This is a genomic window from Kribbella sp. NPDC051718, assembly GCF_040681515.1.
In the GTDB taxonomy this organism is placed as follows: domain Bacteria; phylum Actinomycetota; class Actinomycetes; order Propionibacteriales; family Kribbellaceae; genus Kribbella.
This window is the reverse complement of the sequence record NZ_JBFAYZ010000011.1, coordinates 50,500-63,553: the sequence shown is the minus strand read 5'-3', so window position 1 is coordinate 63,553 and position 13,054 is coordinate 50,500. Positions and strand designations below refer to the sequence as shown.

Annotated in this window: 13 protein-coding genes and 1 tRNA gene; 9 read left to right on the top strand and 5 right to left on the bottom strand. The window is 67.6% G+C overall.

Going from position 1 to position 13,054, the window contains the following annotated elements; all coding sequences use genetic code 11:
* The first annotated feature begins 31 nt into the window (after window positions 1-31).
* Both AB0M15_RS33545 and AB0M15_RS33540 read left to right on the top strand, forming a co-directional pair.
* Window positions 32-670: a response regulator transcription factor gene (locus AB0M15_RS33545; RefSeq protein ID WP_363827438.1), complete on the top strand. Its 639-nt coding sequence runs from the start codon at window positions 32-34 to the stop codon at window positions 668-670.
* A 24-nt stretch (window positions 671-694) separates the two neighbouring features.
* A complete protein-coding gene (locus tag AB0M15_RS33540; RefSeq protein ID WP_363827435.1) occupies window positions 695-1,306 on the top strand; it encodes a DUF2064 domain-containing protein in 612 nt (203 codons plus the stop codon).
* Between the two features lie 389 nt (window positions 1,307-1,695).
* Here AB0M15_RS33540 and AB0M15_RS33535 read toward each other — a convergent pair whose 3' ends face one another.
* Both AB0M15_RS33535 and AB0M15_RS33530 read right to left on the bottom strand, forming a co-directional pair.
* The gene (locus AB0M15_RS33535) at window positions 1,696-2,235 is read right to left on the bottom strand and encodes an NUDIX domain-containing protein (protein ID WP_363827432.1); all 540 of its coding nucleotides are present in this window, start codon (window positions 2,233-2,235) and stop codon (window positions 1,696-1,698) included.
* Window positions 2,232-3,527: a zinc-dependent metalloprotease gene (locus tag AB0M15_RS33530; RefSeq protein WP_363827429.1), complete on the bottom strand. Its 1,296-nt coding sequence runs from the start codon at window positions 3,525-3,527 to the stop codon at window positions 2,232-2,234. The genes AB0M15_RS33535 and AB0M15_RS33530 overlap by 4 nt, the downstream gene beginning before the upstream one ends.
* A gap of 158 nt (window positions 3,528-3,685) precedes the next feature.
* Between AB0M15_RS33530 and AB0M15_RS33525 the strand changes: the two genes are divergently transcribed.
* From AB0M15_RS33525 to AB0M15_RS33500, 6 genes are all read left to right on the top strand, one after another.
* The gene (locus tag AB0M15_RS33525) at window positions 3,686-4,111 is read left to right on the top strand and encodes a molybdenum cofactor biosynthesis protein MoaE (RefSeq protein ID WP_363827426.1); all 426 of its coding nucleotides are present in this window, start codon (window positions 3,686-3,688) and stop codon (window positions 4,109-4,111) included.
* A 30-nt stretch (window positions 4,112-4,141) separates the two neighbouring features.
* Window positions 4,142-4,381: a hypothetical protein gene (locus tag AB0M15_RS33520; RefSeq protein ID WP_328327667.1), complete on the top strand. Its 240-nt coding sequence runs from the start codon at window positions 4,142-4,144 to the stop codon at window positions 4,379-4,381.
* The gene (locus AB0M15_RS33515; protein WP_363827422.1) at window positions 4,378-5,415 is read left to right on the top strand and encodes a PDZ domain-containing protein; all 1,038 of its coding nucleotides are present in this window, start codon (window positions 4,378-4,380) and stop codon (window positions 5,413-5,415) included. Before AB0M15_RS33520 ends, AB0M15_RS33515 begins: the two co-directional genes overlap by 4 nt.
* Window positions 5,403-6,011, top strand: a complete 609-nt coding sequence (locus AB0M15_RS33510) for a PPA1309 family protein (protein ID WP_363827419.1) — start codon at window positions 5,403-5,405, stop codon at window positions 6,009-6,011. The genes AB0M15_RS33515 and AB0M15_RS33510 overlap by 13 nt, the downstream gene beginning before the upstream one ends.
* Window positions 6,008-8,983 carry a UPF0182 family protein gene (locus AB0M15_RS33505; RefSeq protein ID WP_363827416.1) on the top strand — a complete coding sequence of 992 codons (2,976 nt, stop codon included), beginning with the start codon at window positions 6,008-6,010 and terminating at the stop codon, window positions 8,981-8,983. Before AB0M15_RS33510 ends, AB0M15_RS33505 begins: the two co-directional genes overlap by 4 nt.
* A 140-nt stretch (window positions 8,984-9,123) precedes the next feature.
* Window positions 9,124-9,714 (top strand): hypothetical protein, encoded by a 591-nt coding sequence (locus AB0M15_RS33500; RefSeq protein ID WP_363827413.1) that lies wholly within the window; start codon window positions 9,124-9,126, stop codon window positions 9,712-9,714.
* Between the two features lie 77 nt (window positions 9,715-9,791).
* On the opposite strand, the gene AB0M15_RS33495 is transcribed toward AB0M15_RS33500, so the two are convergent.
* Window positions 9,792-10,811 carry a hypothetical protein gene (locus tag AB0M15_RS33495; protein ID WP_363827410.1) on the bottom strand — a complete coding sequence of 340 codons (1,020 nt, stop codon included), beginning with the start codon at window positions 10,809-10,811 and terminating at the stop codon, window positions 9,792-9,794.
* A 199-nt stretch (window positions 10,812-11,010) separates the two neighbouring features.
* On the bottom strand, window positions 11,011-11,976 hold the full coding sequence (locus AB0M15_RS33490; protein ID WP_363827407.1) for a GNAT family N-acetyltransferase: 966 nt from the start codon (window positions 11,974-11,976) through the stop codon (window positions 11,011-11,013).
* Between the two features lie 106 nt (window positions 11,977-12,082).
* On the opposite strand from AB0M15_RS33490, the gene AB0M15_RS33485 reads away from it, so the two are divergent.
* Window positions 12,083-12,156 (top strand) — tRNA-Met (locus tag AB0M15_RS33485).
* Window positions 12,157-12,632: 476 nt separating this feature from the next.
* Here the strand turns inward: AB0M15_RS33485 and AB0M15_RS33480 are convergent.
* Window positions 12,633-13,034, bottom strand: coding sequence for a PPOX class F420-dependent oxidoreductase (locus tag AB0M15_RS33480; protein WP_363827404.1), 402 nt, complete (start codon window positions 13,032-13,034; stop codon window positions 12,633-12,635).
* Between the last annotated feature and the right edge of the window lie 20 nt (window positions 13,035-13,054).

Here is a 13,054-nt window from a genome sequence, read left to right as displayed (position 1 = left end):
GTGGGTGGAATCGGTGGCCGGGGGAGAAGCAATGAGTGAGCAGGTCAAGGTCGTCGTCGTGGACGGCCACACACTGGTCAGGTTCGGCCTGACCGGGCTGGCCGGGCAGGAGCCGGACCTGGAGATCGTCGGTGCGACCGGCCTCGGCGCGGAGGCGATGGCGATCGTGGCGACCACCAGGCCCGACGTACTGGTCGTCGACTCCGTACTACCGGACGTCGACGGCCTCCAGGTGGCCCGCGAGATCCGGGACCAGTACTCCGAGCTCGGCATCGTCCTGCTCGCTTCCGACGGCCGGGACGACGTCCTCTTCCAAGCGCTCGAAACAGGGGTCTCCGCCTTCGTCACCAACACGGCACCGATCGAGGAAGTGCTCGCAGCGATCCGCCACGCGGCAGTGGCCGCAACCAGCTTCACCGCGACCGGCCTGGCGCCGGCGATGGCCAGGCGCGACCAACCCCAGGCCCAGCCGCTCCTGAGTCCCCGTGAGGCCGAGGTGCTCTCCTTGCTCGGCGAGGGGCTCTCTGTCCGCGCGATAGCCACCAAGCTGTGCGTCAGCCTCTCGACGGCCAAGACCTACGTAGCGCGGCTCTACGAGAAGCTCGGCGCCTCCAATCGTGCTCAGGCGATCATGAACGCCCTGAGGCTCGGCCTGATCGAGTCGTCCTAGCTGTGGAGAGCTACTCTCAGCCGGGTGGATGACCGGCGCGTAGTCGTACTAGTCGTTCCGGCTGCCGGTACCTGGGCACCGCCGGGGCGCACAGCCGACGCTTGGCGGTTGGCGCTGGCCGAGGACACGTACGAAGTACTGGCCTCCCTTGATCGTGTTGACGTCGCAGTAGCCGTCGTGGGCGGAGACGACGCTGCACTGGCCGAGGTAGCTGCGCTGACCTGGCCGGGCACTCCCGTGTACTCCGTCGACCCTGCGCGGCCCGTATTGGACGCAGTGGAGCAGGCCGGCCCCGCAGCAGCGGTGGTAGCCGTCAGCTTCGACGTACCGGATCTTCCTGGACTCCTGATCGGCAAGCTGTTCCGCGCACTCGGCTCGGCCGACCTGGCCGTCACACCTGCCGAAGACGGCTCGATGGCCGCGATCGGCATCAAGCTCCCGACGGCCTCCTGGGTCACGGAGGCCGCACCGACCTTCGACACTCCGCTGGCGGAGCTGGAGAACCTCAAGCCTCGCCGCCATGCGATCGGCATCGGTCCTGGATGGCACCGTCTGCGGTCGAATGCTGACTTAGCGCGACTGGATCCGGGCCTCGAAGGCTGGGACGCGACCAGATCTCTACTCCGAGGTGCTTGAGCCGTCACCTTCTGGCGGTTGGCTCGTTTCTCCAAGCAGCGGGGACATGGGGGATTTCCACGGGGACCTTAGTGGCCGTCGTCGCAACCGACTGTCGGTGCCGTTCAGGGGCGGTGCTACCGGCAGCCGGGGGAGGGGGGAGCGACGACGGCCCACACCCAGACAGACGTGTGCGGGCCGGCCTACAGGGACCGGCCCGCACACCCTGAACTCAAACGAACGCTGGGGTTCGCGGCCAAACGAGCGCTCGGCGCAGCCGCCACGACGGCCAGTTGCGGGGACCTTGAACACCTTGTGGTGGGCGTGAACACGTTATTACTTGTTCACGGTCGCCGTTAGGTGTCCCAGCCCACCACTGGCGGGCTGGTACAGCGTCGGTCCGACGACAACTAGCTGGTCGGGTATGCCCGACCGACCAAGTCGGAAACCGCCTGATCGATACCGTCGGGCAGTGCGTCGGCAGCGAACCAGGCCAGGTCGTGGGACTCGTCGCTCACCACGTACGCCGTGCCCGCCGCGGCCGTCACCCGGAACTGAACATCCAGGTGGAAGGTCCCTCGGCAACCGCCGGCCGTGATCTCGTGGCGCGACAACTGCAGTGGTTGCGGATCGATCAGCAGCCCGGTCAGGCCGGACTCCTCGGTTGCCTCGCGTAATGCCGCGCCCGGCAGGGTCGTGTCGCCAGGCTCGCAGTGCCCACCGAGCTGCAGCCAGCGGTTCACGACGCCGTGCAGTGTCAGCAGCACGCTGGGGGTGACCGGATCCACCACCAGGGCACTGGCTGTCAGATGTTCCGGGCGCGAGGACCGCCACATCCCGTCCTCGTGCCCGGCCAGGTACTTCAGATAGTGCTCCCGCAGTTCCGCCTGCTCGGCATCCGGTGGATCCCAGCCGGTCAGTACCGCGGTCGCATCAGCATGCAAGCTCACTTGTCGTCTGAACCGGTACCCGAGCCACCCTCGTCTTCACCCAGGAAGTCGCTGATGTCGATGTCGGCCAGCTCGCCCGCGTGCTGCGCGAACCCGATCGGGTCGTCCAGGTCAGACGCGCTCGGCAGCAGGTCCGGGTGCGACCACAGCTCGTCGCGTCCATCCACCCCACGGGCATCCCGCACTGCCGCCCACAGGTTCGCCGCATCGCGCAGGCGCCGGGGCCGGAGCTGCAGCCCGACCAGGGTGGCGAAGGTCTGCTCCGCCGGACCGCCGGCCGCGCGACGCCGGCGTACGGTCTCTGAAAGCTGTACTGCCGAGGGCATCCGGTCCTTGGTCGCCTCTCGGACGACGTCGTCGACCCAGCCCTCGACCAGCGCGAGCGCGGTCTCCAGCCGGACCAGCGCCGCCTTCTGCGCCTCGGAGTCCTCGGGCTCGAACAGGCCACCCTGGAGAGCCTCCTGGATCGCCTCCGGGTTCTGCGGGTCGATCTCGGACATCGCGCGCTCGATCTTGCCGCTGTCGACCTCGATCCCCGACGCGTAGTCGGCGACCGCGGCGAACAGATGCTGGCGCAGCCACGGCACCCCGGCGAACAGCCGCTGGTGCGCGCACTCGCGCAGGGCGAGGTACAGGCGAACGTCCTCGTCGGTGAGCCCCAGACCCTCGGCGAACTTCGCCACGTTGTCCGGGATCAGTACCGCCTGGCCCGCGGGCCCGAGCGGCAGACCGATGTCGGAGGAGCTGACCACCTCTCCGGCCAGCTCGCCCAGCGCCTGCCCGACCTGGGCACCGAAGATCGAGCCGCCGAGCTGGCGGAGCATGCCGCCCATCGGTCCGGCCATCTGCTGCGCCTCAGCAGGCAGGGCGCCGCCCATCGCCCCGGCCACGTGCTCCGCGACCGGGTCGACGACCGTCTGCCAGACCGGCAGGGTGTTCTCGACCCACTCCGCCCGGCTCCAGGCCGCTGACGTGGCCGATGCCTCGGGCAGGGTGGTCGCGGGGTCCAGCCAGTGCTCTGCCAGCCGTACTGCGTCCGCGACCCGCTCGTTGTCCGTCGGAGTGACCGAACGGTCCCCGGCAGCCGAGACGGTCTTGCGGGCGATGTCCTTGGCCAGGTCCCAGTTCACCGGCTTGCCGTCGCCCGAACCGCTGAGCAACTGCTGGACCTGCGCGAAGATCGCGTTGAGGTCCATGCCTTCAGCGCCACCCGGGCCGGTCGCACCGGAGAACTGCTGGAACATGGCCTCGAACGGAGTTCCCTTGAACGGGTTGTCCGGTTCGTCGCTCATCGGAGTGGGCCTTCCTGTGCAGGTGGGGCGTACTACTCCAACGTACTGGTTCCCCGGTTCCGTTCCTCCGGAGGCGAACGGATTACCTTTGTCACGCTGCTGTCAGACTGGTGCGACGGTGTAGACAGTATGGTGCGCGCAGAGAGTAAGGACCGATCATGACCGAGACCATCAGGCTGCTGGACATCCGCGACACCGTGTTGTCCAGCGACGAGGTGCTGGCCGCGATCGCCGACCCGACAGCCGGCGGCACGGCGCTGTTCCTCGGTACCGTCCGCAACCACGACCACAACCTCGCGGTCGAGGAGCTGACCTACGAGGCCCACCCGGAGGCGCTCAAGCACCTCCGCGTGGTCGCCGAACGGGTCTGCGAGAACCCTGCCGTGACCGCCCTGGCCGCCGTGCACCGCACCGGCGTACTGGCCGTCGGGGACATCGCCGTCATCGTCGCCGTGGCCGCCGCGCACCGCGATGTCGCCTTCGCCGCCTGCCGTCAGCTGATCGACGAGCTGAAGGCAGAGGTCCCGATTTGGAAACAGCAACGCTTCGCCGACGGGGCAAGCGAGTGGGTCGGCGCTTGCTGACCCGTACGCTGGGCGCATGAAGGTGGCCGGATGAAGGTCTTGGCGTGGCTGGCGTTCCCGCTGGTCGCCACCGCCCTGGCGATGTGCTGGGCGGCTTGGCGCGGTCGGAGTCGCGGACCCCGCCGGTCTTCTGGCGCCTTCGCGTCGGTGGAGGACTTCCGCCGCTTCAACGAGGCGGTGGCAGCACCGAGTCCTCGATCCACCCCAGAGCCGCGCCGCGGGCTGCGCGGTCTCTTCCGGAAACTCAAGATCGCAGGGCAGGGTTCGTGACACGTCGTACCGCCACGCTGGTCACCTCGATCGTCGTGCTCCTCCTCACCCTCGGACTGGTCACCGTCTTCCCGGTGCCGTTCGTCTCCTTCAGCCCGGGGCCGGTCAAGAACACGCTGGGCGAGGCGAAGGGCAAGCCGGTGATCGAGATCACCGGCCACGAGACCTTCCCGACCACCGGCGAGCTGGACCTCACCACGGTGAGCGTCACCTCGCCGGACCGTGAGCTGACCCTGCCGCAGGCGATGCGCAACTGGCTCGACCCGCACCACGACCTGTTCCCGCGCGACATCATCTACCCGCCGGAGCAGAGCGCCGACGAGGTCGAGCAGCAGAACACCGCCGAGATGACCGGCTCGCAGGACAGCGCCGTCGCGGCCGCCCTGCAAGAGGCCGGCGTGCCGTTCAAGCCGAAGGTCTCGACGGTGTCGGAGAAGAGCCCCGCCGACGGCAAGCTCAAGCCCGGCGACATCGTGCTGAAGGTCGACGGCACGACGCCGACCCAGGTCCCCCAGGTCGGCGAGCTGGTCCGCAAGCACAAGGTCGGCGACGACGTCAGCTTCCTGATCAGCCGTGGCGGCAAGGAGCAGACCGTCGTCCTGAAGACCGCCGCCACCCCGGGCGACAAGACCCGGCCGATGGTCGGCATCACGATCGGCGTCGAGTCGCCGGTCAAGGTGACGGTGAACCTCGGCCAGGACATCGGCGGGCCGAGCGCCGGTACCGCGTTCGCGCTGGCCATCTACGACAAGCTGACCGACGGCGACCTGCTGGCCGGCAAGCACATCGCCGGTACCGGCACCATCGACGCACTCGGCCAGGTCGGCGCGATCGGTGGCATCCAGCAGAAGATCGCCGGCGCCAAGAACGACGGCGCGACCGTCTTCCTGGTCCCGGAACCGAACTGTGAAGCCGCCCTGCACGCCGACGTGGACGGCATCCGCCTGGTGAAGATCACCACCCTGCACGAGGCGATCGGCGCATTGAAAGCACTGGCCAGTGGAACTGGAGACGTCCCGGCATGCACGAAGTAGGTCCTGACAGCAGCATCCCTTCAGACGCGCTCGGCCGGGCGGTGATCGAGATCGAGCGGCACGTCAGCAGCGCGGGCTGGGATCAGCCGGCGCAGCTGTTCGCGCTGGTCCCGACCTCCGAGCTGCTCGCCGCCGAGCCGCAGCTGGCCGCCGAGCTGGGTGCGGACGACGCGTCCCAGCCGCTCACCCCGGTCGCTCAAGGTGAGTTGCCGGGTGGCGACGACGAGCACCTGGCCGACGCGCTGGCCCGGATCGAGTGGCCGGACGGAGTGAGCGGTTGCGCCGTCGCGGTCGAGCGGATCGTGTTGCCGGCGTCGGCCGAGTCGGGCGCTGACACGGATGCCGAACTGGCCCGCCTGGCGGGGTCTGATCCGCGGCGTCACGAAGTACGGATGGTGGCCGCTGTCCTGCGGGACGGGGACCGGTTCGGCGCCGTCCGGTTGCGCACCCACGACGAGGACAGCGCGGTACTCACCGGCGTCGACTTGGTCCCTACGCTTTGCCAAGTACTGTCATTGACATTCGAGCCGACGACCGCGGGCGGTCCCGGCTCTGTGCTCGGCGGTACGAGTGACAACGAGGAGAAGCTGCCATGAGTGACGGCGTCTACGACATGCCGGAGGAGCCGAGGCGGTCGCGGCGCACGCCCGGCCAGCGCCCGCGGGCTCTGCTGCCCACGATCGCCACCTTGATCGTGCTGCTCATCCTGTTCAGCGTCTTCACCGACGTCTGGACCCAGCGACTCTGGTACCGGTCCCTCGAGCTCGGGTCGGTGTTCGGCACTGTGCTCGGCACCCGGGTGCTGTTGTTCGTCGTGGTCGGCCTGCTGATGGCCGGCGCCGTGGTGGCGAACGTGATCGTCGCCTTCCGGACCCGGCCCCGGGTCGCCCTCGCGCCGTCACCCAGCCCGGGCTTCGAGCGATACGGCGACCTCCTGCAGCAGCGCGGCAAGATCGCCGTCGGCGTGCTCGCCACGCTGATGCTGGTCTTCGGCGGCTCAGCGGCGTCGGGGGAGTGGAAGGTCTTCCTGGCCTGGCGGAACCGGACCCCCTTCGGTGTCGCCGACAAGCACTTCGGCAAGGACATCTCGTTCTTCGTCTTCGACTACCCGTGGATGCGGGTCCTGCTCGGCTTCGGCTACTCGATCGTCCTGCTCTCGCTCGTCGCCGCGATCATCACGCACTACCTGTACGGCGGCTTCCGCCCGTCGGCGAAGGGGCAGAAGGCCTCCGGTGCCGCGCAGGTGCAGTTCTCCGTGCTGCTCGGACTGCTGGTGCTGCTGAAGGCGTTCAGCTACTGGCTCGACCGCTTCGGGCTGGCCACCTCCGACAGCAGACTCTTCACCGGTATCTCCTACACCGGAGACAACGCGGTCCTGCCCAGCAAGGAGATCCTGGCCGTCATCGCGGTGATCTGTGCCGGGCTCTTCTTCGCCAACGTGGTGCGCAAGACGTGGCTGCTGCCGGGCGTCGGCACCGTAGTACTGGTGCTGTCGGCGATCCTGCTCGGTGCGCTGTGGCCGGCTGCTCTGCAGCAGCTGCGGGTGCGTCCTAGCGAGCCGGTGAAGGAAGCGTCGTACATCACCAAGAACATCGAGGCGACCCGCCAGGCCTACGGTCTGGAGAAGACCAAGGTCATCAACTACGAGGCCAAGACGCAGGCCACCTCGGAGCAGTTGGTGGCGGACGCCGGCGTACTGCCGGGCATCCGGTTGATCGACCCGAGCGTCGTCGGGCCGACCTTCGAGCAGCTCCAGCAGGTCCGTGGCTTCTACGCCTTCCCGACCGACCTGGACGTCGACCGGTACAAGATCGGCAAGGAAGTCCGCGACACCGTGATCGCGGTCCGCGAGGTCGAGATCGACCGGCTGCCGGCCGGGCAGCGCAACTGGAACAACGACCACACCGTCTACACCCACGGCTACGGCGTCGTCGCCGCGAACGGCAACCAGCGCAAGTCGGACGGCACCCCGGTCTGGTCCGAGCAGGACCTGCCCCCGGTCGGTTCGCTGGGCGACTACGAGCCGCGGATCTACTTCGGTGAGCAGTCCCCGAACTACTCGATCGTCGGCGGCGCGAAGGGCTCCTCGGCGGTCGAGCTGGACACCCCGGAGGGCAAGGACGGCGGCCCGCCCACGCTGAACACCTACGAGGGCAAGGGCGGCGTCTCGCTCGGCTCGTTCGGCAACAAGTTGCTCTACGCCACCAAGTTCCGGGACGCGAACATCCTGCTGTCCAGCCGGGTGAACAGCGACTCCAAGATCCTGTACGACCGCAGCCCGCGCGAGCGGGTCCAGAAGGCCGCCCCGTGGCTGACCCTGGACGGCGACCCGTACCCGGCCATCGTCGACGGCCAGGTGGTCTGGATCGTCGACGGCTACACCACCTCGGGCAACTACCCGTACTCGCAGAAGGTCGCGCTGGACGACAGCACCCGCGACACCACCACGGGCCGCGGTACGGTCGCGTCGCAGCCGAGCGAGGAGATCAACTACATCCGCAACTCGGTCAAGGCCGTCGTGAACGCTTACGACGGTTCGGTCGACCTGTACGCGTGGGACGAGAGCGACCCGCTGCTGAAGACCTGGATGAAGGCCTTCCCCAACACGGTCAAGCCGCGCTCGGACATCTCGCCCGCGCTGATGTCGCACCTGCGTTACCCCGAGGACATGTTCAAGGTGCAGCGCGACCTGCTCGCGAAGTACCACGTCACGGACTCCACCACCTGGTACCAGAACAGCGACCTGTGGCGGGTGCCGGCCGACCCGACCGTCGGCCCGGCCTCCGGCTCGGACTCGCCGACGCCGGACCAGCCGCCGTTCTACCTGTCGCTGCGGATGCCGGACCAGACCGACACGAGGTTCTCGCTGACCTCGGTCTACGTGCCGAACGCCAACCGGGAGAACCTGACCGGCTTCCTGGCGGTCGATGCCGAGGCCTCGTCACCGGACTACGGTCAGTTCCGGATCCTCAAACTGCCCGGCAACGTGCAGATCCCAGGTCCGGGCCAGGTCGCGAACAAGTTCCAGACCGACGAAACGATCAGACAGGCGCTGCTGCCGTTCACCCAGGGCACCAGTGGCGCCAGAGCCCAGTTCGGCAACCTGCTGACGCTGCCGTTGGGTGGGGGTCTGCTCTATGTGCAGCCGGTCTACTCGAGCCGGACGAGCGGTCAGGGTAGCTATCCGGTACTGCGGTACGTGCTGGTCGGCTTCGGTGACCGGGTCGCTTACGGCACGACTCTGAAGGAAGCCCTGGACAAGGTCTTCAACGCCAACGTCGACACCGGCGAGCAGCCACCGGGCGAGACCCCGACGACCCCACCGGCCAACCAGACGGTGAAGCAAGCCCTGGCAGAGGCCCAAACCGCTTGGGCCGCGGCCCAGACAGCCCTGAAGGCCGGAAACCTCGGTGAGTACCAGAAGCAGCTCGACCTGGTGAAGGTAGCCCTCGACCGAGCGGTGGCGGCAGGCAACGCCGTCCCGACCACCACCCCGACGACCAAGCCATCAGGAACCCCGTCCACCCCGACAACCCCAACCAGCCCGCCAACCTCCCCAACAGGCTGATGAAGAACTTCTGATCCGGGCGGCGACACCTCATGGTGTCGCCGCCCGTTTCTTTTCCACAGCCTTAGAACTCGTCTCCGATTTCGGCAGAAGCTGCTGCACCTTCTCTGACAAGGAACCCCGCGCCTGAGGAGGCAGCAATGTCGTTTTCGATGTCCTGGTCCGTCGTCCGCCCCGCCACCCGCCGTATCGTGATCGGCGGCGCGATCACCGCCACCGCACTGGGCACCCTGCTCCCGACCGCCACCGCAGCAACCCCAGCCGCACCAGCGACACCGTCCGGCCTGCACCGGACGACTCCATCGACCCAGCAGAGGGCGTGCATCTTGGACGGATTCGCCATCGATCACCTGCCCGGCGGCATCGGCACGCCGAGCGACTTCGAGTACGAGTGGGAGGACGTCGTCTTCCACAGCCGGGTCTGGGAGACCGGTCCCGACCCCGAGGGCGCCACCAAGGTCGACCTCACGGTCAAGACCATCCGCGGCGAGAAGGTGATCGACCTCGAGGCCCTGCGTACCTTCCTCACCGAGTACCACGAGCAGGACCCGGCAACCTGGGAGCTGACCGCCGTCGACGTCGCCGGCTACGGCGGCTACCGCGCCGACGACCAGGTCTTCTTCTTCATTTCACCCGGGATAGCGGCCGAGGTCTCGATCGACCGCACCCGCTTCACCGAGGACGACCTGCTCACCACGGCAATGGGCTTCCACCCGGAGGACACCGCCTGACCTGGCTCGGGCCCCACACCGAGCGTTGTCGGTGTGGGGCCCTGGCCATCGCTCTCGCGTTCGCGGTTCCCGTCAGCTCAGAGGATCGAGTTGGCGCCGACCGTGAAGCCGGTATTGACCAATGCTCCGGCGTTGGTGAAGCAGTTGACGTCCCGCACGATCAGATCCGGACCCGAGGTGCTGTTGGTCCAGAACGTGTTCAATCCGCAGAAGTTCGAGTTCGACCCGTACGCGGTCACCTGCACCGTGTTCTGGGTGAAGGCGATCCTCGGGAAGATCACCATCGACAGCCCGAGACCTGCCGGCGTGATCGTGTTCGCGCCGAGCCCGAGGACCGAGTTCATGTTGGTGCTCGGCGGTCCGGCCGGCGGCTGGTTGAGGAAGAAGCCGAAGTACTTCGGCGGGAAGGCAGCTCCGTACAGGGAGGCCTTGTACTGGTAGGTGAGCGTGAACCGCGTGTTCAGCAAGGCGCCGGCCGCGTCGAAGCAGAGCACCCGCACGTCTTGACCCGCACCGCTGGAGCTCCAGACGCGAACCTTGCAGCGTGCTCCTTGCTGCGGGTTGACGGCCGTGGCTTGCAGACTGCCGTCGAGAGTCCCGCCGGCAACCAGCCCGGGGAACTTCACCTGCCACTGTCCGACACCGAGTGGCGTCGAGGTGTTCGGAGCGCCGGCCGAGTTGTACTGGCTGACGAGTGCGCCGTTCGGTTGCGAATCGACGTACCCGAACAGCCCTGGCGCCGGACCGCCGGACGCACTGACGAAGAACGCACTGAAGCTCGTCACGTCGAGCGCACCGCCGACGCGGTAGCAGCGAATGTTGACGATCTCGTCCGGCCCGGACTGGAACCAGTTCTCGGCCTGGCACCAGTGCGGCGCGTTGTTGATGGCCGTGACGTGCACGACCCCACCGGGCGCACCCTGCCCGGGGAACTTGAGCTGGTACCGACCGGGCGCCAGCGGGATGACACTGCTCGGCGCCGGCCAAGTGCCGGTCGGAACGATGGTGCCAGCAGTCTGGTTCCACAGCACCCAGGCCTTACGGTCCGGGACGGCGGCATTCGCAGGCTGGATGATCGTGAGGGCCGCCGCCAGCATCAAGACACATGCTAGGAGGCGGGCAAGCAGGGACAGTCGTGGCATCGGATTCCCCCCTTTAAGGAAACGATCCTTAGGAACGATTACTGGGGGAATGCAAGCATGCGCGCTCAGCGCATGGCAATAGCTCACCGTGATGCCTTGTATACAGAGCGTTTGATTGATCAGCGGTCGTTGCGCGATGCAAACGATGGCTTGATCAGCGCCCGATCATCCGATGCAAACGATGGAATGTCTGCACGAATCCGAGCCGCGGCCAGGCCCTGGAGGAGAGCAGATTCGTCACCCGCCAGTCCGTCACCACGGAGGTGTACCCGACTCCCGCAGCCCAGTTGATCACCGCCTCGCCGAGCGCCCTCCCGGCCCCCGCGCCACGTGCCTGCGGGAACACCGCCGCATAGGCAAGGAACCCGGCGTTGTCAGGCTGCGCCAGCCCACTGTGCGCGCTCGACTTCTCCAGCGAGCACCCGATCGACGACCCGATCACCTTTCCGTTGCTCTCAGCAACAAAGGTGGCGTAGTCCTGGTCATCGATAGACTCTTCCCAGTCCGCGAGCGCCTCCTCCAGCGTCGGCAGCTCCCCGGAGCTGAACGTCGGCGGCAGCCCTTGATGCTTCGGCAACACGAGATCCAACTCGGCCAGCACCTGGATATCCCCACGCCCAGCCCGCCGCACCGTCACCCCCGGTCGCGCCGGCAACGGCTCAGCCGGCGCCGGCATCACCGCATGCGCGTGCTGACCCCCGAACCCCAACCGGAACCAGGCATCCAGCAACTCTGCATCATCAGGCACCAACGCGTACTGCGCCGTCTTCCCGTCCGCCACCCACTTCGTTGCCGCGACAGCATAAAGATCCCGAATCTTCTCCGGCTCCCTCACTGCATGCCCCGCCCGCTCAACCCAAACGTTGTCGCCCCAGGTCGGCGAACTCTTAGGGGCCCCCAGCAAATACCCAGTGACCTCCCCGCCCTCCAGGAGCACAGCCCCCGAAGCCTCCTCGCTCTCCCAGGCGGCGGTCACCTCGCCCAGCGCAACCTTCGGATCCTCATACTCCGCCGGCAACAACGGATGCCTACCCCGATGCCGCCCTTGCCGCTCCGCCAGCAACAGCGCAGCCGCCCACAGATCCCCACCCCGGAACTCGCGAATCACCCCATCACCCATCCCCAAAAGCTACGCCGCCCCCACTCACCCGCGACACACCTTTTCCCTCCCGCCCCTCGATTTGGACTCTCAGCCCACATCCCCTAAACTAAACACATCAAGGCGGCGCGGGGTGGAGCAGCTCGGTAGCTCGCTGGGCTCATAACCCAGAGGTCGCAGGTTCAAATCCTGCCCCCGCTACTTTGGAAGGCCCGGACCATTGGTCCGGGCCTTCGTCTTTCCCCAGGCAACTGTCATCCCCCACGCCAGCCGCACGCTCGCTCCTACGTCGCTCACCCGCCGCAGGCTCCCACCCACCCTGGGTGCGCGTGCTCCTACGTTGCCCGCTTAGGCGAGAGCACCGGATCGTCGAGTGCTCCAGCTCACAAGCCAACTCCACCCACGCGGCAACGATCGTCCTCGCCGTCCCGCGCAAAGAACTCGTCTCCCCACGCCTGCCACCCGCTCGCTCCTTCGTCGCTCACTCCGCGGCTAGCTCCCACCCACCCGATGCGCGCTCCTCCGTCGCGCTTCTGCGAGAACCCCGTGGCTCACGAGTGCCCTACCTCACAACCAACTCCGGTTGCGCACCACCGCCCGCGCCACCGCCCGCGCCGCCGTCCGCGCCGCCATCCGGTCGAGGAGGATCCATCAAACCGTTCAAGGAGAGCCACCCCTCAGGCCCAGGGGGCGTGGATGACCTTGTCGACGGTGATGGTGAGGATTACCCGGACCTGGTCTCGGCCTCCGTGCCAGGAGTAGGGGGCTCCCTCGTATTTTTGGGAGAGTTTTTCGATGCTTTCGGCGCCGCCGGCTGTTGTGGTGTGGGTGACCCGGCCGCGGATGGAGTAGTAGCGACCGGGCACGTCGGGGTCGGAGATGGTGACTGCTACCCGGGGGTCGCGCTCGATGTTGCGGAGTTTTTGGTGGCCCTGGACGGTGTTGATGAGGATGTGGTCGCCGTCGGTGTCGACCCAGGTCTGGGTGAGGTGGGGGGAGCCGTCGGGGAGGGTGGTGGCGAGGAAGCAGGGGCTGGGTTGGTGGAGGAGTTGCACGAGGCCCGCGGGGAGGTCGGTCATAGGGCCAGTTTGCCTGGTGG